This window comes from Pararhodobacter marinus, from assembly GCF_003122215.1.
Taxonomy (GTDB): Bacteria; Pseudomonadota; Alphaproteobacteria; order Rhodobacterales; family Rhodobacteraceae; genus Pararhodobacter; species Pararhodobacter marinus.
Window position 1 is genome coordinate 387396 of the sequence record NZ_QEYD01000002.1, and the last position, 18305, is coordinate 405700.

14 protein-coding genes are annotated in these 18305 nt (G+C 66.5%); 9 read left to right on the top strand and 5 right to left on the bottom strand.

Annotated features, from left to right (window positions below):
• Positions 1-157 precede the first annotated feature (157 nt).
• The 9 genes from dusB to hflX all read left to right on the top strand — a co-directional run bounded on the left by dusB (position 158) and on the right by hflX (position 12109).
• Positions 158-1147 (top strand): tRNA dihydrouridine synthase DusB, encoded by a 990-nt coding sequence (gene dusB, locus C4N9_RS04465; protein WP_109532088.1) that lies wholly within the window; start codon positions 158-160, stop codon positions 1145-1147.
• Complete coding sequence (locus tag C4N9_RS04470; RefSeq protein ID WP_109532089.1) at positions 1144-2235, top strand: two-component system sensor histidine kinase NtrB; 1092 nt, start codon at positions 1144-1146, stop codon at positions 2233-2235. Before dusB ends, C4N9_RS04470 begins: the two co-directional genes overlap by 4 nt.
• Positions 2235-3641: a response regulator gene (locus tag C4N9_RS04475; protein ID WP_109532090.1), complete on the top strand. Its 1407-nt coding sequence runs from the start codon at positions 2235-2237 to the stop codon at positions 3639-3641. Before C4N9_RS04470 ends, C4N9_RS04475 begins: the two co-directional genes overlap by 1 nt.
• Positions 3642-3722: 81 nt before the next feature.
• A complete protein-coding gene (locus C4N9_RS04480) occupies positions 3723-6026 on the top strand; it encodes a sensor histidine kinase NtrY-like (RefSeq protein ID WP_109532091.1) in 2304 nt (767 codons plus the stop codon).
• Positions 6023-7414 carry a nitrogen assimilation response regulator NtrX gene (ntrX, locus tag C4N9_RS04485; protein WP_109532092.1) on the top strand — a complete coding sequence of 464 codons (1392 nt, stop codon included), beginning with the start codon at positions 6023-6025 and terminating at the stop codon, positions 7412-7414. The genes C4N9_RS04480 and ntrX overlap by 4 nt, the downstream gene beginning before the upstream one ends.
• A gap of 52 nt (positions 7415-7466) precedes the next feature.
• Positions 7467-8843 (top strand): Trk system potassium transporter TrkA, encoded by a 1377-nt coding sequence (trkA, locus tag C4N9_RS04490; RefSeq protein WP_109532093.1) that lies wholly within the window; start codon positions 7467-7469, stop codon positions 8841-8843.
• A 1-nt stretch (position 8844) separates the two neighbouring features.
• On the top strand, positions 8845-10338 hold the full coding sequence (locus tag C4N9_RS04495; RefSeq protein ID WP_109532094.1) for a potassium transporter TrkG: 1494 nt from the start codon (positions 8845-8847) through the stop codon (positions 10336-10338).
• A gap of 169 nt (positions 10339-10507) precedes the next feature.
• Complete coding sequence (gene hfq, locus C4N9_RS04500; protein ID WP_109532095.1) at positions 10508-10741, top strand: RNA chaperone Hfq; 234 nt, start codon at positions 10508-10510, stop codon at positions 10739-10741.
• Positions 10742-10762: 21 nt separating this feature from the next.
• Entirely contained in the window at positions 10763-12109 is a 1347-nt protein-coding gene (gene hflX / locus C4N9_RS04505; RefSeq protein ID WP_109532096.1) for a GTPase HflX, read from the top strand.
• Between the two features lie 24 nt (positions 12110-12133).
• Here the strand turns inward: hflX and C4N9_RS04510 are convergent, their stop codons facing one another.
• From C4N9_RS04510 to C4N9_RS04530, 5 genes are all read right to left on the bottom strand, one after another.
• A complete protein-coding gene (locus C4N9_RS04510) occupies positions 12134-13234 on the bottom strand; it encodes a flagellar motor switch protein FliG (RefSeq protein ID WP_109532097.1) in 1101 nt (366 codons plus the stop codon).
• A gap of 292 nt (positions 13235-13526) precedes the next feature.
• Positions 13527-14654: a flavodoxin-dependent (E)-4-hydroxy-3-methylbut-2-enyl-diphosphate synthase gene (gene ispG, locus C4N9_RS04515; protein WP_109532098.1), complete on the bottom strand. Its 1128-nt coding sequence runs from the start codon at positions 14652-14654 to the stop codon at positions 13527-13529.
• Positions 14655-14788: 134 nt separating this feature from the next.
• Positions 14789-16057: a helix-turn-helix domain-containing protein gene (locus C4N9_RS04520; RefSeq protein WP_109532099.1), complete on the bottom strand. Its 1269-nt coding sequence runs from the start codon at positions 16055-16057 to the stop codon at positions 14789-14791.
• Positions 16058-16208: 151 nt separating this feature from the next.
• The gene (hemA, locus tag C4N9_RS04525) at positions 16209-17438 is read right to left on the bottom strand and encodes a 5-aminolevulinate synthase (protein WP_109532100.1); all 1230 of its coding nucleotides are present in this window, start codon (positions 17436-17438) and stop codon (positions 16209-16211) included.
• A 146-nt stretch (positions 17439-17584) separates the two neighbouring features.
• Positions 17585-18169 (bottom strand): 5-aminolevulic acid synthase, encoded by a 585-nt coding sequence (locus C4N9_RS04530; protein ID WP_109532101.1) that lies wholly within the window; start codon positions 18167-18169, stop codon positions 17585-17587.
• Positions 18170-18305: the final 136 nt, after the last annotated feature.

Sequence of the window (18305 nt, forward strand, 5' to 3'; positions counted from 1 at the left end):
CAGAACGGCGAAGATGCAAAAAAGAGCGTCGCCGCTTGATTGATGACCAATAATTGTGCAAGCGATGAAACAGAAAGCAGAAACCCGTGCGCTCGCCTTTCCGTTTGCCGCTTCTGCGCGCTAGATGGGCACAGCACGCATTGCCGAACCGAGCCTGATGACTTCCTCAGCGTTTCCCGTCTCCCTGACGCCTCCCATCGTCCTGGCCCCGATGTCGGGGATCACCGATCTGCCGTTCCGCCGCATGGTGGCGCGGTTCGGTGCGGGTCTGGTGGTCAGCGAAATGATCGCCTCGGGCGAGATGGTCACCGCGCGTCCGTCGCGCCGTGCCGCGAGCCGCGCGCGGGCCGAGGTCGACGAAAGCGTCCCCACCGCCGTGCAACTGGCCGGACGCCACGCCGACGCGATGGCCGAGGCCGCGCGCATCGCCGAGGGGCAGGGTGCGCCGCTTATCGATATCAATATGGGTTGCCCGGCCAAGAAGGTCGTGGGCGGCGCCGCCGGATCGGCGCTGATGCGCGAGCCGGATCTGGCGCTGCGGCTGATCGAGGCGGTCGTGGGCGCCGTTCGCGTGCCCGTGACGCTGAAGATGCGGCTGGGCTGGGACGGTGATTGCCTGAACGCGCCCGAGATCGCGAAACGGGCCGAGGCGGCGGGGGTGCGGATGCTGACCATCCACGGCCGCACCCGGGCGCAGTTCTACACGGGCCGGGCCGACTGGGAGGCGATTGCCGGCGTGGTCGAGGCCGTGTCGATCCCGGTCATCGCCAATGGCGACATCACCGATGCGCGAAGCGGGCGCGCCGCGCTGGCGGCGTCGGGCGCGGCGGGCATCATGGTCGGGCGCGGCGCGCAGGGGCGCCCCTGGCTTCTGGCGCAGATCGGCGCGGCGCTGCATGGCACGCCGGCGCCCGAGATCCCCGAAGGCGCGGCGCTCGCCGATCTGGTCGCCGATCACTACGAACAGATCCTGTCCTTTTACGGCGCCGAGCTGGGTGTGCGCATCGCGCGCAAGCATCTGGGCTGGTATATCGACGCGGCCGGGGGCTCTGCCGGGTTGCGCGCCGTGCTGATGCGCGAAAGCGATCCGGCGCGGGTCATCCATGCCTTGCCCGATGCGCTGACACCGGATCGGGCGGCGGCATGAGCTACGTTCCGGTCCCCGGCGCGATCTTCGCGGCGCTGCCGATGCCGGCCTTCCTGACCGGGGCCGAGGGCACGAAGGAAATCATCCTCGATTGCAACACGGCCGCCGAGCAATTCTGCTCGGTCTCGTCGCAGGTGCTCAGGGGCGAGCCCGCTTTCGACCGGCTGCTCATCGACGCGCCGATGGAAGAGGCGGTCGAGCGTGCGCGCAAGAACCGCGCGCCGATCTTCATCAACGATTGCGAGGTCACGACCGGCGAGCGTCCGCCCATCCTGTGCACGCTGCAACTGGCGCCGATGAACGACAATTCCGATTCGCTGCTGATGCTGGTCACGCCGCGCGACATTGCCGGGCGGCTGGGGCGCACGCAGGTGGTCAAGGCGGCGGCGAAATCGGCCATCGGTATGGCCGATATGCTGGCGCATGAAATCAAGAACCCGCTGGCGGGGATTGCCGGGGCGGCGCAGCTTCTGTCGATGGGACTGGATGCCGCCGACCGCGAGTTGACCGACCTGATCGTCGCCGAGACGCGGCGCGTGGTGAAGCTTCTTGAACAGGTCGAGCAATTCGGCGACCAGCGCCCGCCCGACCGCAAGGCCACGAATATCCACGATGTTCTGGAGCGCGCGCGGCGTTCGGCCGGGGTCAGTTTCGGCGCGCATATGAAGATCCGCGACGATTACGACCCGTCGCTGCCCGAGGTCTGGGCCGATCCCGACCAGTTGCAGCAGGTCTTTCTGAACCTGCTGAAGAACGCCTCGGAGGCACAGCCCGAGGGCGGCACGATCCGCATCCGCACCCAATTCGAACGCGGGCTGCAGGTCAGCGGGCTCGACGGTCAGCGCGTCGCGCTGCCGATACATGTTCATATCGAGGATGACGGCCCCGGCCTGCCCAACGCGATTGCCGAAAATGTCTTCGAGCCCTTCGTGTCGGGCCGCGAGAACGGCACCGGGCTGGGACTGGCGCTGGTGTCGAAGATCATCGCCGCACATGAAGGCTGGATCGAGGTGAAATCTCGTCCCGGCCAGACGATCTTTCGGGTGTCTCTTCCCATGGCCCCGGTGACAAGCAAGGAGCCCCGCTGATGGATGGAACCGTCCTGGTAGCCGATGACGACCGCACGATCCGCACCGTGCTGACCCAGGCGCTGACGCGGGCCGGCTGCCGCGTGCACGCCACCTCCAGCCTGACGACGCTTTTGCGCTGGGTCGAGGAAGGGAAGGGCGATCTGGTCGTCACCGACGTGATGATGCCCGACGGCAACGGGATCGAGATGCTGCCGCAGATCAAGACGATGCGCCCGGGCCTGCCGGTGATCGTGATCTCGGCGCAGAACACGATCATGACCGCCATTCAGGCGACCGAGGCCGAGGCCTGGGATTACCTGCCCAAACCCTTCGACCTGCCCGATCTTCTGTCGCGCGCGGGCAAGGCCATGGAAAGCTCGCGCCGAGGCAGCGTCCGCGTGAAGGCGCCGGCGCCCGCGGCTGCGGCCCCCGTCGTCGCCCCGGAACCCGCCGCCGCCGCCGATCTGCCGCTGGTCGGGCGCACGCCGTCGATGCAGGCGCTCTACCGGCTGGTCGCGCGGGTGATGAATGCCGAACTGCCCGCGCTCATTACCGGGGAATCGGGCACCGGCAAGTCGCTGCTCGCGCGTGCGCTGCATGATTTCTCGGACCGGCGGGCGCAGCCTTTCGTGCTGGCCTCGGCGCAGGATTTCACCGGCGACCAGAACTCGGCCGGAACGGCGATGATGGCCCGCGCGCGCGGCGGTTCGCTGGTCATCGACGGGCTGGGCGATCTGGATGCCACGGCGCAGGCGCGGCTGGTGCGGCTGCTCGATTCGATGCCGCCCGACGGGCCGCGCATCATCGCCATCGCCGACGGCACGCTCAACGGCACGCTCGAAGCGGGAAATTTCCGCCATGACCTGTATTACCGGCTGTCGGGCGTCACGCTGCATGTCCCGCCGCTGCGCGAACGGATCGAGGATATTCCGCTGCTGGCCGAGCATTTCCTGGCCCGCGCCGCGCGCGACGGCGGCAATCCGCGCCGCCTGTCGACCTCGGCTTTGGAACTGGTGCGGCAATACCGCTGGCCGGGCAATGTGCGTCAGCTGGAAAACGTGATCCGCCGGCTGGTCATCACCGGGCAAGAGCCCGAGATCGGCCGCGCCGAGATCGAGAGCGCGCTCAACGCCCATCCCGCCGCCGCGCCCTCGGGCGAATCGAGCGAGGCGGGCACGCTGGCGGAATCGGTCGCGCGGCATGTGCGCCGGTATTTCGAACTGCACGGCGCCGACCTGCCGCCGCCGGGCGTTTACCAGCGCATCCTGCGCGAGGTCGAGGCGCCGCTCATCGACATCGCGCTGGAATATACCGGCGGCAACCAGGCGCGGTGTGCCGATCTGTTGGGAATCAACCGCAATACCTTGCGCAAGAAAACCAACGAGCTGGATATTCGCGTGACACGGCGCCGCAAATTGATGTAGTCAGGCAACAGGGCGTGGCGCAATTGCCGCACCCCATGCGTTCAACCCCGCGGTCGCGCCTGTGTTGCCTGATATTCATCCATGACTTCGCCCGACTCTCCTGCCGATCCGGCCCAACAGGCCGAAGCCTTCGGGCCGCCCCGCCGCAGCCCGCTGCAAAGGCGGGTTCAGACTCTGGGCACGCTGGCGCTGGTGCTGCTGGCGCCGGTTCTGGTGGCGGCGACGGTGCTGGTGCTGGGGCCGTTCTCGTTCGTGTCGGGGCTGCCCTCGCTGCGCGTCGTGCTGTTCGCGGATCTGGTCTATATCCTTGTCGTCGCGGTGCTGGTTCTGACCCGTATCGTGCGGCTGATCCGCGCGCGTCGCTCGCAGGCGGTGGGCGCAAAGCTGCACCTGCGTCTGTCCTCGCTTTTTGCCGTCATCGCGCTGCTGCCCGCGATCACCGTCGCGGTCTTCGCCGTGGTGACGATCAATCTGGGGCTGGAAAGCTGGTTCTCTGACCGGGTGCGCAACGTGGTGGGCAATTCGCTGGCCGCCGCCGAAGCCTATCAGGGAGAACAGGAGCGTAACCTCATCGAGGATGCGCAGGCCGTGGCCGACGTGCTGGCCGAAGCGCGCCGCCGCAGTCCGACGATCAGCGAGGGCGAGGTGCGTCAGCTTCTCAGCCAGGCGCAGGCGGCGATCCAGCGCGGGCTGCGGGTGGCCTTCATCATCAATTCCGACGGCGAGCTTCTGTTGCGGGGCGACCGGTCGTACCTGTTCGATTTCATCGAACCCGCCGGGCAGGACATCGCCCGCGCGCTCGACGGCGAACTGGTCCTGATCAAGGACTGGCCCAACAGCGAATTCCGCGCGCTGGTGGCGCTGCCGGGCTATGTCGACCGGCTGCTCTATGTCGCGCGCGCCGTCGATGGCGAGATCCTGAGCCTGCTCGATGAAACCCAGCAGACGATCCAGCTTTACACCCAGCTCGAAGCCGAGCGCGGCACCGTGCTGTTCAACTTCGCACTTGTCTATATCGGCTTCGCGCTGATCCTCATCCTCGCCGCCGTCTGGCTGGGCATGTGGTTCGCCGAGGGGCTGTCGCGGCCCATCGGGCGGCTGGCAGCGGCGGCTCAGAATGTCGGCAAGGGCGATCTGGATGTGCAGGTGCCCGAAGAGCGCGGCGATGACGAGATCGCGACGATGGGCCGGGTCTTCAACCAGATGACGTGGCAGTTGAAGGGCCAGCGCGAGGCGCTCTTGTTCAACACCCGGCAGATCGAGGAACGGCGCCGGCTGTTCGATTCGGTTCTGGGCTCGGTCACCGCCGGGGTGATCGGTCTCGATGCCGAGGGCCGGGTCGATTTCGTCAACCGCGCCGCCGAGACCCTGATCGGGGTCGAGGCCGAAGGCGCCGTGCATTCCCCGCTGACCGAGATCGTGCCCGAATTCGAGGTCCTGCTGACCCGCCTGCGCAGCGGCGAAGGCCGGATGCATGGCGGCCGCGTGCAGGACGAGATCCGGCTCAGCCGCAACGGGCGGCTTGAAAGCCTGCTCGTGCGTTTCGCCGAGCGTCGCACCGCGAGCGGCGAGCTGGAGGGCTACGTGGTGGCCTTTGACGACGTGACCGAGCTGGTTTCGGCGCAGCGGATGGCGGCCTGGGGCGACGTGGCGCGGCGCATCGCGCATGAAATCAAGAACCCGCTTACGCCGATCCAGCTGTCGGCCGAGCGTATCAAGCGCAAGTTTTCCAAGGTGATGGGGGACGAGGACGCGGCCTCGCTGGGCAATCTGACCGATGTGATCGTGCGCCAGACGAACGATCTGCGCCGCATCGTCGACGAGTTTTCCCGCTTTGCGCGGATGCCCGAACCCGATCGCCGGCCGCATGACCTGGTGCAGATCCTGCGCGACGTGGCCACCTTGCAGGAGGCCGGGCAGGAAGCGGTCGCCTTCGACATCGCGCTGCCCGACGCGCCGCTGGTGATTGAGATCGACGCGACGATGATCTCTCAGGCGATGACCAACCTGATCAAGAATGCGGGCGAGGCGACCGAGGGCCTGATCGAGGCAGGCAACGCCCCCGTAGGCTACCAGCCGCGCATCGCGCTGCGCATGGACGTGGCCGAGGACCGCGCCACCATTACCATCGCCGATAACGGGATCGGTCTGCCCGAGGATCGGGCGCGGCTGTTCGAACCCTATGTAACCACACGCGAACGCGGGACCGGGCTGGGCCTGCCGATCGTGAAGAAGATCATCGAGGAACACGGCGGCTCGCTGGTTCTGCGTGACGCCCCGGTGATGCCGGGCTGCGCGCATAGCGGCGCTCTGGCCGAAATCCGGCTGCCTATCCTGCGCACCCCGCGCGGCAGCCGCAACGAAAGAACAGGAGCCGAGGCATGAGCGACATCCTGATCGTCGACGACGAGCGCGACATCCGGGAACTGGTGGCCGAAATCCTGCGCGAGGAAGGGTATTCCACCCGTCTCGCCGCCAATTCGGACGAGGCGATGTCCGCCGTCGCCAACGATCCGCCGATGCTGATGATCCTCGATCTGTGGCTGCGCGATTCCAAGATGGACGGGATCGGCATCCTGATGTCGGTGAAGCGCGAATATCCGCATATCCCGGTCGTCATCATCTCGGGGCACGGCAATATCGAGATCGCGGTCGAGGCGATCAAGAAGGGCGCCTATGACTTCATCGAGAAGCCCTTCAATACCGACCAGCTTCTGGTGGTGATCGGGCGCGCGATGGAGACCTCGCGTCTGCGGCGTGAAAACACCAAGCTGAAGAAACGCGATACCGGCCCGACCGAGATGATCGGCCAGAGCCAGTCGATGAAATTCCTGCGCTCGCAGCTGGGCAAGGTCACGCGTTCGAACGGGCGGGTGATGCTGACCGGGCCGTCAGGATCGGGCAAGGAAGTGGCGGCGCGCTACATCCATCTCAACTCGAACCGCGCCGATGCGCCCTTCGTCACCGTTTCCTGCGCCGCGATCGAGCCCGACAAGATGGAGACCGTGCTGTTCGGGCAGGAAAGCGGCGCGCGCGGCGTGATTCCGGGGCTTCTGGAACAGGCCAATGGCGGGATCCTGTATCTGGACGAAGTGGCCGACATGCCGCTGGGGACGCAGTCGAAGATCCTGCGCGTTCTGGTCGAGCAGACCTTTACCCGCGTTGACGGCGCCGACCGGGTCAAGGTGGATCTGCGGGTGATCTCCTCGACCACGCGCGATCTGCGCGCCGAGATTGCGGCGGGCACCTTCCGGCAGGAACTCTATGACCGGCTCAACGTGGTGCCGATTTCGGTGCCTGCGCTGGCTGAACGGCGCGACGACATCCCGGTGCTGGCGCGCCATTTCATCGACCTGCTGCACCAGACGCAGGGCCTGCCCAAACGGGACCTGTCCGAAGAGGCCGAAACACAGCTTCAGTCGATGAACTGGCCGGGCAATATCCGCCAGCTTCGCAACGTCATCGAACGCGCGCTGATTCTGGGCGACGGGCAGGGTGCCATCGAGGCGCGCGATCTGGCCTCGGACCCGGCGGGGGCCGAAGAAGAGGGACGCGTCGTGCTGGCGGGCGGGCTGGCGACGCTGCCGCTGCGCGAGGCGCGCGAATTGTTCGAGCGCGAATACCTGCTGACGCAGATCAACCGCTTCGGCGGCAACATCTCGCGTACCGCCGCGTTTGTGGGTATGGAGCGCTCGGCGTTGCACCGAAAGCTCAAGTCGCTTGGCGTGAACACTGCCGCCCTTTCGGGCGGTCGCAGCAACCGCGACGATTGACGGCGCGGGCAAACTGAGTCGGACCTGCTGAGGCCAGATTGGGACACGGACGATGAAGATCATCATCTGCGGCGCGGGCCAGGTCGGCTGGCAGATCGCGCGGCATCTCTCGGGCGAGTTCAACGACGTCTCGATTGTCGACAACAACCCGGCGCTGGTGCGCCGGGCCACCGACGCGCTGGAAGTGCAGGGGATCGTGGGGTTCGCCTCGCATCCCGACGTGCTGGAACAGGCCGGCGCGCGCGAGGCCGACATGATCATCGCCGCCACGCATTCGGATGAGGTGAACATGGTCACCTGCCAGGTGGCCCATTCGGTGTTCAATGTCACCCGCAAGATCGCCCGCCTGCGCGCGCAAAGCTACCTGGAGCCGGTCTATAGCGACCTGTTCCGCCGCGATCACATGCCCATCGACGTGGTGATCAACCCCGAGCAGGAGGTCTCGCGCGCGGCGCTTCGGCGTTTCGCGGCGCCCTCGACCTTCGATGTGCAGGATTTCCTCGACGGTTCCGTGCAGCTGGCCGGTCTGGCACTGGACGAGGATTGCCCGGTTCTGAACACGCCGCTGCGGCAGTTGACCGAGCTGTTTTCATCCCTGCGCGCCATCGTCGTCGGCGTGCGTCGCGGCGGCAAGCTGTTCGCGCCCGAGCCGGGCGACCAGCTCTTTGACGGCGACCAGATCTATGTCGTCTCGGAAGCGACGGACCTTGCCCGCACGCTGGCCATTTTCGGCAAGCCGCAGGCCAAGCAGGAGCGCGTGGTGATCGTGGGCGCGGGCAATGTCGGGCTTGGCGTCGCGCGCGCGCTCGAAGACCGCAAGGAGCGTGTCCGCGTCAAGGTGATCGAGCGTGACCGCAGCCGGGCCGAAACCGCCGCCGACCTGCTGGAGCGGACCATCGTGCTGCATGGCGACGGCATGGACAGCGAGTTGCTGGGCGAAGCCGCCATCGATTCCGCCGATGCGCTGCTTGCCGTGACCGATGACGACAAGACCAACCTGCTGGCCTGCGTGCGCGCCAAGGCGATGGGCTGCAAGATGACCATCGCGCTGGTCAACGACCCGTCGCTGGTGCCGCTGATGGCCCATCTGGGGATCGACGCGCATATCAACCCCCGTGCGACCACCGTGTCCTCGATCCTGCGCCATGTCCGGCTGGGTCGCGTGCGCTCGATCTACACGATCGGCGACGGCGAGGCCGAGGTGATCGAGGCGCAGGTCCTTTCCACCTCGCCGCTGGCGGGCCGCACCATCGCCAATATCGGCTTCCCCGAGGGCGCGCTGGTCGGCGCGGTCAAGAAGCGGGGCGAGTTCATCAAGCCCACCGGATCGACCGAGCTTGAGGAAGGCGACCTGCTGGTGATCTTCGCCCTTCGCAACGACGTGCCGGTGATCGAGCGGCTGTTGCAGGTGGCGGTGGAGTATTTCTGACATGAATGCGCGCCTGTCCCGGGTGCCGCCGCTGGTCGCGCTGATCGCGCTGGCGGGCGCGCTGATGCTGGTGCCCGCGGCGGTCGCGGCGCTGGACGGCAACGCGGCGCTGGCGCGAACCTTTTTCTACTGGGGCCTGCTGAGCCTTCTGGTCGCCAGTTTCGTGGCTATCGCCATGGCCGGACAAAGCCGCCGCGGCGTTCCCACAGGGCCGTTTCCGCTGCTGGCGACGATCTACCTGGCCCTGCCGGCGGTGATGGCGCTGCCAATGGCCGATTCCCTGCCCAACATGCGCTACCTCGATGCGTGGTTCGAGATGATCTCGGCCTTCACCACGACCGGCGCCTCGCTCATCGAATTGCCGCGCCGGGTGCCGCAGGCGATCCATGTCTGGCGCGGGCTGGCGGGCTGGCTGGGCGGCGCCTTCATCCTGGCCGCCGCGACCGCGCTGCTGGCCCCCCTGCGGCTGGGCGGCTACGAGATGATCCGCCGCAAGACGACGGCCTTGCGCAATGCGGGTGTCGGGGCCGGGCACGGGATGCGGCTCAGGGTTCATGCGGCGGTCGTGCTGCCCGCCTATGCCGGGCTGACGCTGGCCTTGTGGCTGATCCTGTCCATCGTCGGCGTCCCGGGTTTCGACGCGCTGATGCAGGCCATGGCGACGCTGTCGACCTCGGGCGTGTTGCCGCGCGAGACGCTGGGCAATGTCGGGCTGGCGGGCGAGATCGCGATCTTCGGTTTCCTGTGCATCGCGCTCAGCCGCCGATTCCTGCCCGGCTATTCCGCCCGCGCGCGGCCCCTTCACCGCGATCCCGAATTGCTGACGGCGGCGCTGGTGATCGGGCTGGTCACGCTGTTCGTCGTCGCCCGCCACTGGTTCGGCGCCTTCGAGACCGCCGAGGGCGAGAACCTGCCCGCCATCGGCCGCGCGGCCTGGGGCGCGGCCTTCACGGCCCTGTCGTTCCTGACAACCACGGGCTTCGTCAATCAGGACTGGATCGCCTCGCGCGCCTGGTCGGGGCTGACCCCGCCGGGGCTTGTGCTGATGGCGGTGGCGCTTCTGGGCGGCGGGGTGGCCACCACGGCCGGCGGCATCAAACTGCTCAGGATCTACGCGCTGGGGCGGATGGGCCGCTACGAGATGATGCGCATGATCTATCCGTCGATGGTGATCGGCGGCAACGAATACGACCGCTTCCTGGCGACTTCGGCCGCGCGCTCGGCCTGGCTGTTCGCCATGGTCTTCGCGCTGACCTCGATCGTCATCGTGGCCTTGCTGCTGTTCAGCGGGATGCGGCTGGAAACGGCGATGATCTACACTCTGGGCGCGCTGACGAATACCGGCCAGCTGGTGCAGGTGGCGGGCGACCAGCCGCTCTATTGGGTGCTTCTGAGCGATACCCAGCGCGTTGTGCTTGCGCTTGCGATGATTCTCGGTAGGTTGGAAATTCTTGTTTTGCTGGCGGCGATCCTGGACCGTTCTCGGCGAAACTGACCGTCCTGTCGCTGCGGACCCGGGAGCGCGACGCTTTTTGACCGGGTAATGCGCTGAAAAGGCGAGTTTTCGGGCTGGAAACTTGCCTGTTCCATCTCCATACTCTGGCGACAGGGGGAGACTGCGCCGGCCGCAACGGCTGCGCGGGCCAATAAGAAAAGGCAAGACAATGGCCGTCGACAAACAGAATCTGCAGGACGCATTTCTAAACCACGTTCGCAAGAACAAGGTCCCCGTGACGATTTTCCTGATCAACGGGGTCAAGTTGCTGGGTGTCATCACCTGGTTTGACAATTTCTGCGTGCTGCTGCGCCGCGAAGGGCAGAGCCAGCTGGTCTACAAGCATGCGATCTCGACGATCATGCCGGGCCAGCCGATTTCGCTGTATAATGGTGACGACTGATCGCGCACCGGACGTCTTATCGTGACTGACGACAGGTTCGACCACGACAGGGGGCCAAAGGCGCATCCCCAGAGGGCGCTGGTCCTGCATCCCGATATCCGTGGCCACAGCGCCGCGCGCTCGCCCGAGGCCGCCTTGGACGAGGCGCTGGCACTTGCGCTGGCGCTGCCGGGGATCGATGTCACGGGCGGGCTGGTCGTGCGGTTGCCCAAGGCGCAGCCGGGCCTGTTGTTCGGCACCGGCAAGGTGGCCGAACTCAAGACCCGGATCGAAGAGGACGAGATCGAGCTCGTGCTCGTCGATGGCCCGGTCACGCCGGTTCAGCAGCGCAACCTGGAAAAGGAATGGGGCGTCAAGCTTCTGGATCGCACCGGTCTGATCCTTGAAATCTTCGCCGACCGCGCGCGCACGCGCGAAGGGGTGTTGCAGGTCGAACTGGCGGCGCTCAGCTATCAGCGCACGCGGCTGGTGCGGGCCTGGACCCACCTCGAGCGTCAGCGCGGCGGGCTGGGCTTCGTGGGGGGTCCCGGCGAAACCCAGATCGAGGCCGACCGCCGCGCCATCGACACGCAGATGGTGCGCCTGCGCCGCCAGCTGGAAAAGGTGGTGAAAACGCGCGAACTGCACCGCGCCGCACGCCGCCGCGTGCCCTATCCGATCGTGGCGCTGGTGGGCTATACCAATGCCGGAAAATCGACGCTGTTCAACACCCTGACCGGGGCCGAGGTGATGGCGAAGGACATGCTCTTTGCCACGCTCGACCCGACCATGCGCGCGGTGACTCTGCCCGGCGGGCTGGCGGTGATCCTGTCCGATACGGTGGGCTTCATCTCGGACCTGCCCACGCAACTTGTCGCGGCGTTCCGCGCCACGCTGGAAGAGGTGCTGGAAGCCGACCTCATCCTGCATGTGCGCGACATCGCCCATCCCGAGACCGAGGCGCAGGCCGAGGATGTCGCGGCGATCCTGCGCGATCTGGGTGTGGGACAGGATGTCGTCACGCTGGAAGTCTGGAACAAGATCGACCTGCTGGCGCCCGACGATGCGCAGATCACCGTGGCCGACCGGCGCGAGGACGTGATCGCGGTGTCGGCGCTGAACGGCACTGGCATGGACCGGCTGGTCGAGGCGGTGGGCCGCGCGCTTGGCGACGAGCGGCGCGTGGAAACCGTGACCATCGACCATGGCGAGGGCAGGGCGCGCGCCTGGGCCTATGCCGAGGGCATCGTGGAGAGCGAAGTCGCGGGCGATGACGGGATCACGCTGACGCTGAGCTGGTCGGCGCGCCAGAAGCGGCGGTTCCAGAGCCTGCTCGCCCCGACGGACGCGCCCGAGGACGATGTCTTCGACGACCCGGAACAGGACTGAACGCGCAGGACCCCTGCGCGCTGTTTATTCCTCGTCTTCCTCGAGCAGCGTGATCTCGCCCATCTCGACCAGATTGCGCACCGCGGCCACGGCCGCGGCCAGGGCCGCGTCGGCCTCTTTCGGCTTGATACGCCCGCGGGTTTCGACCTCGTCGCGCAGGGCGGCGGCCATGCGCTGGGACATGTTGTTGAGAAGGAAGGTCGCGGCCTGACCGTCGGGGCTGTCGGGCGCGGGCAGGGTGGCGGCCAGCGCGGTGATCAGCTCTGCCTGCGGGATTTCGCGCAGAAGTTTCGGCACGTCGCGCGGATTCACCCGCTCGGCAATGTTGGCGAAGGTAAAGATCGCCTTGCGCACGCCTTCGGCAAAAGCGGCGTCGTCTTCTTCCAACCCGGTCAGCAGATCGTCGCGCAGCTGCGACGAGGTCGAGTTCAGGATCGCCCCCACCCGCGCCGCCGGGGCAGAGGGGAACGCGCGCGCCGGCCGTCCGTCCAGTTCCCGCGCGATCGACGCCCCGATCCGCGCGACCATGTCGGGCGCGATGCCTTCGGTCAGCGACACGCCATAGGCCACGCGGCGCGCCCGTTCGCCCGGCATCTTGCCCAGGATTTCCGCCGCGCGCCCGACCGGCAGTTTCGACAGCACGACCGAGGCCACCTCGGCGCTTTCGGGCTCCAGCACGCTGAGCAAGCTGGGCGTATCGGCGCTGGTGATCCTTTCCCACGGATCCTCGCCCGCGCGCGCGCGCTGGCGCAGGCGCGAGCTGGCACCGGGGCTGAGCTTGCCGTCGAGCGCCTTCAGCGCGCCGCCCAGCCCGGCGGGAAAGCTAAGCCCCACCTGTTCCATCGTCTCGACGAATTCGGCAATCACGGTGTTGAGCGTATCGCGATCCACCAGCCGCATCTCGGCGATGGTTTCGGTCAGCGCGGTCTGCATGTCCTCAGGCAGCGCGGAGAGTTTCAGATCCGCGCCTTCGGCAACCAGCAGCCGGACAATGATCGCCGCTTTCTGGCGGCCCGTCAGCTTGCGGATCGTCCGCCCCGAGGCGGCATGGGCATGGTTCAGCGCCGCCGAGGCGGTGTCGGTGTCGAGCGAGGGAAAAGAAAACTTGGCAAGGTCCTGGGACATCGGCTCATCCGTGCTGGCTTGGCACAGGATGCGTCAAGGACGGTTAATCGACCGATAATTCCCGGTGGATTTTTCGCCCCGGTCGGGACCCTTTCGCGGCCCGGTGGCGCCGAGTTGATCCATGTCAAGGTCCGACACCGCCACCGCGATTAGACAGGACAGCGAAGGGCCGGGCCTTGTCCGATCTTCATCTCCCGTTTCCGGGCGCACCTCCCTGCATCCGGGCGACTTTGCCGCCGCGAGACCTGGCTCTCGCGGCGCTTTTTTTCGCGGTGCCAACGGGGCCGGGCGATCAGTCCGCAGCGACGGGATCGTTCTGCGCTTCCAGCTCGGCCGCGCGTTTCTCGACCAGCTCGACGATGTGGTCGATCATCCGGTCATTGGACATCTTGTGGTCCTGCTTGCCCGCCATATAGACCATGCCCGACCCCGCGCCGCCGCCGGTAAAGCCGATATCGGTCAACAGCGCCTCGCCCGGGCCGTTCACCACGCAGCCGATGATCGACAGGCTCATCGGCGTCTTGATATGCGACAGCCGGTCTTCGAGGATCTCGACCGTCTTGATGACGTCGAAACCCTGACGCGCGCAGGACGGGCAGGAAATGATCTGAACGCCGCGGGTCCGCAGGCCCAGCGATTTGAGGATCTCGTACCCGACCCTGACCTCTTCGACCGGATCGGCCGACAGGCTCACGCGGATCGTGTCGCCGATCCCGGCCCATAGCAGGTTGCCCATGCCGATGGCGGATTTCACCGCGCCCGACACGAATCCCCCGGCCTCGGTGATGCCCAGATGGATCGGCGCGTCGGTGGCCTCGGCCAGCTGCTGATAGGCGGCAGCGGCCAGGAACACGTCGGACGCTTTCACCGAGATCTTGAATTCGTGGAAATCGTTGTCTTGCAGGATCTTGATGTGATCGAGGCCGCTCTCGACCATCGCGTCGGGGCAGGGCTCGCCGTATTTGTCCAGCAGGTGTTTTTCCAGCGAGCCAGCATTCACGCCGATGCGGATCGAACAGCCGTGATCCTTGGCGGCGCGGATGACCTCGCGGACGCGCTTTTCGTCGCCGATATTGCCGGGATTGATCCGCAGGCAGGCGGCCCCGGCTTCGGCGGCCTCGATGGCGCGTTTGTAGTGGAAATGGATATCGGCCACGATCGGCACCGGGCTTTCGCGGCAGATTTCGCGCAGCGCCTGCGTGCTGGCCTGATCGGGGGTCGAGACGCGAACGATATCCGCACCCGCCTCGGCGGCAGCGAGGATCTGCGCCAGCGTCGCCTTGACATCCGTGGTGTCGGTATTCGTCATCGTCTGCACCGAGATCGGCGCGTCGCCGCCCACGGGGACGGATCCCACCATGATCTGGCGCGAGACGCGGCGCTCGATATTGCGCCAGGGGCGGATCGGGTTCAGGGACATGGGGCCGGGCTCCTCGATCTGTGTCGATCCTGAGTAAAGGGTCTGGGGCTGAGATAAGGCCTGCGGCGGATGGCGGCAATGCTGCAAAAGCAAAAGGCCCGCATCGCGCGGGCCCCTGTCGTTCACGTTTCGGCTTATTCGGCCTGGAGCTGGGCCACGAAGACCGCCAGATCGTCGTCGCGCTCCAGATCGGCGACCTGGTAGCTGCCCTGCAGCGCATCGGCTTCCAGCGCCACGTTGCGCACGACCGAGGCCGTGGGCGCGGCGGGGCCATAGGCCTGACCGTTGATCAGGAAATAGACCGAGCTGGAATTGCCGGCATGCAGCGTCGGGACGTCTTCGGTCTGCGGGATCGTGTAGCGTTCGCCCGCATCGAGGATCCGCTCGAAGATGACCGAACCGTCGGCGGCGCGCACGCGCAGCCATGCGGGGCGCACGGCCAGCAATTCGACGGTGTCGGGGCCGGCGGCCAGAACCCGTGGCGCGGCCGGATCGGCGGCGTCGTCGCCCGAGGCAAGCGCCGCCAGAACCGCGTCGTCGGTCGCCGCACGCTGCGCGGCATCGGCCGGGCGGGGCGTCGAGGCGGCCGGGACGATCGCGGCGATGGGCCCGTCGCGGGGCACCACGACCGGCACGTCGAGCGCGGGCGCACGGGCGATGCGGACCATGCCTTCGGCGCTGCCGCCGCTTCCTTCGCCCTGCATCGAGCCTTCATCCGTCGCGCTGAGCGAAGGAGACCGCGGCGCGGTGCCGGCGCCCAGCAGCGGGTCGGTGTCATTCTCGGCCAGCATCGCGGGAGCCGCACGCATATCGGTGCCCAGCGGATTGATGTCGCTGGCGACGTTGGGAATGATGTCGGCGGGCGCGACCTGCACGCGCTGAACTTCCTTCAGCACCGTCCAGCCGGCATAGCCCAGCCCGAGGATCAGCGCGCAGAGGATCGTCACCGATCCCAGCGCGCCGGGTTCGATCCGGCGCCAGAAGGGTTCGGGATCGGGCAGGATGCCGACGCCTTTCAGCGCGCCGCCACGGGCCTCGATCGGTTCGCTGCGCGAGGGCTTGTTGAGCCCCGACATACCGCCCATGCCCTGGACCTGAACCTGGAAGCCGTGCTCGGCGCAGAAGCGCTCGTACACCCATTCGGGTTCCATCCCCAGATAGCGGGCATAAGACCGCACGAACCCGGCGATGAAGCTGGGTGTCTCGAACGCGTCGAGATCGCCATTCTCGATGGCTGCGATATAGGCCGCCCGGATATGAAGTTCGCGCTGAACGTCCAGCAGCGATTTGCCCAAAGTGGCGCGCTCGCCCCGAAGGATATCGCCGAGATGCAGTTCGAAATCATCGAAACCGCGTGGACTTTCATCCTGCTGTACCGGAGGCTGTTCCTTCCGCCAGATCATCTGCCCTGTCCCTTGACCGCCTGCTCTTTTATGGATCGCTTTGCCCGGTCAGTCGCCGCCGCGACGGGATGAACGCGGCCGAGTCGCCCGGAACGATCTCTTGGGAACAGGTTTAGCAGATCATCAAAAGCATTTGAAGACAAACACGTTGTCAGGCCGACAACTCGGCGCGATTCAGCGCACAATGCGACCACAGCTTGTCCATGGCGCCCACGACGCGGTCGATTTCCTTGGGATCGTGCACCGGCGAGGGCGTGAAGCGCAGCCGCTCGGTCCCGCGCGGCACAGTCGGGAAGTTGATCGGCTGCACATAGACGCCGTGATCTTCCAGCAACATGTCCGACAGCATCTTGCAGTGCACGGGATTGCCCACATGCACCGGCACGATGTGGCTGCCGTGGTCGATGATCGGCATCCCCAGGCCTTTCAGGCGCATCTTCAGGATCCGCGCATGAAGCTGCTGCTTGTCGCGCAGCTCTTGCCCGGCGGCCGTCTTCAGGAAGGCGATGGAGGCGGCGCAGCCGGCCGCAACGGTCGGCGGAAGCGACGTGGTGAAAATGAAGCCCGGCGCGTAAGACCTTATGGCGTCGACCATTTTCGCGCTCGCCGCGATATAGCCGCCCATCACGCCATAGGCTTTCGCCATCGTCCCGTTGATGATGTCGATGCGGTGCATCAGCCCGTCGCGCTCGGCCACGCCGGCGCCGCGCGGCCCATACATGCCGACCGCGTGAACCTCGTCGATATAGGTGAGCGCGTTGAACTCGTTCGCCAGATCGCAGATCGCCTTGATCGGGCCGAAATCGCCGTCCATGGAATAGATCGACTCGAAGGCGATCAGCTTCGGCGCCGCGGGATCGTCGGCTTCCAGAAGCGCGCGCAGATGGGCCACGTCATTGTGCCGGAAGATGCGCTTGGCGCCCCCGTTGCGGCGCACGCCTTCGATCATCGAGGCGTGGTTCAACGCATCGGAATAGATGATAAGTCCCGGGAAAAGCTTGGGAAGTGTCGAAAGCGTCGCGTCGTTCGCGATATAGGCCGAGGTAAAGACCAGCGCCGCTTCCTTCTGGTGAAGATCGGCGATCTCGGCTTCGAGACGCTTGTGATAGACCGTGGTGCCGGAAATGTTGCGCGTGCCGCCCGAGCCCGCGCCCGTGGCGTCGAGCGCTTCGTGCATCGCGGCCAGAACCGCGGGGTTCTGGCCCATGCCGAGATAATCGTTGCCGCACCAGACGGTGATGTCCTTCTTCGACCCGTCCGCCTTCGTCCAGACCGCGCGCGGGAAATGACCCTGTTTCCGCTCGATATCGATGAAGGTCCGGTAACGCCCTTCGTCATGGAGACGTTGCAGGGCGGAATCGAGGGCGGAATCGTAGGTCAAGGGTCTTCTCCTGGCGTCCTGCTGGGCACTCTTCTGTGTGGCCAGCTCAAAAGCTGGACGATCTGTGCATGTTTGCTTGCGACATTAACATGACCTGGATCAATTGAAAAAAACGTCGCACCCGTCGGAATACGACGTTTTTTCCGTCAATCGGCGATGACGACTTCGCAATCGGAAACCTCGATCCCGCCGGTACAGGCGCTCACCGCGTCCGATGCGGCCGCGCTTCCGGTGCCGATTCCCCATTGCCCGGTGCTGGCCGAGATGGCCAGAGCGCGCGGCGCAGGAGCGGCGGCAAAGTCGGTCAGAAAGCCCGTGGTGGCGTCCGCGGACAGCATCACCGGGCGCGATTCCCACCCGGCGGGACGCACTTCCAGCGCCAGCGTGCAGGCGCTTCCCCCCGACCGGCGCCCGTTGCAGCCCTCGAGCGCGGCGCTGCGGGCGGCGTCGGGCGAGTGGTAATTCGCGGCCATCACGGTAGGTTCGGACAGGATGCCCGCATCCGGGGCGTAAGCCACGGCTGCATAGAATTGCTGGCTGCGCGCCACGGTCATCAGCGCGTTGATTTCCTGTTCGCTCAGGCCCGGCAGATCGTAGCGCGCGATCTCGATCTGGCCGGCGGGAAAAACCATCGCCTGCGCGGTTTGCGACGGGACCGGATCCGCCATCGCGGCGGAGGCCGTCAACGCGGCAAGGGCACAGGTCAGGGCGGTAACGGGGCGGTGCGACATGCGTGACTCCGGGTCGATCATCGGCCCACACTTCTATCCACTTTATAGCGCGAATGCAGCCCCTTGACCGGCGTTTTTCCGGCGCTTTTCGTGCACACATTCCGTTGAACGCCGCGCAATCGCCGCCCTTGGGCAG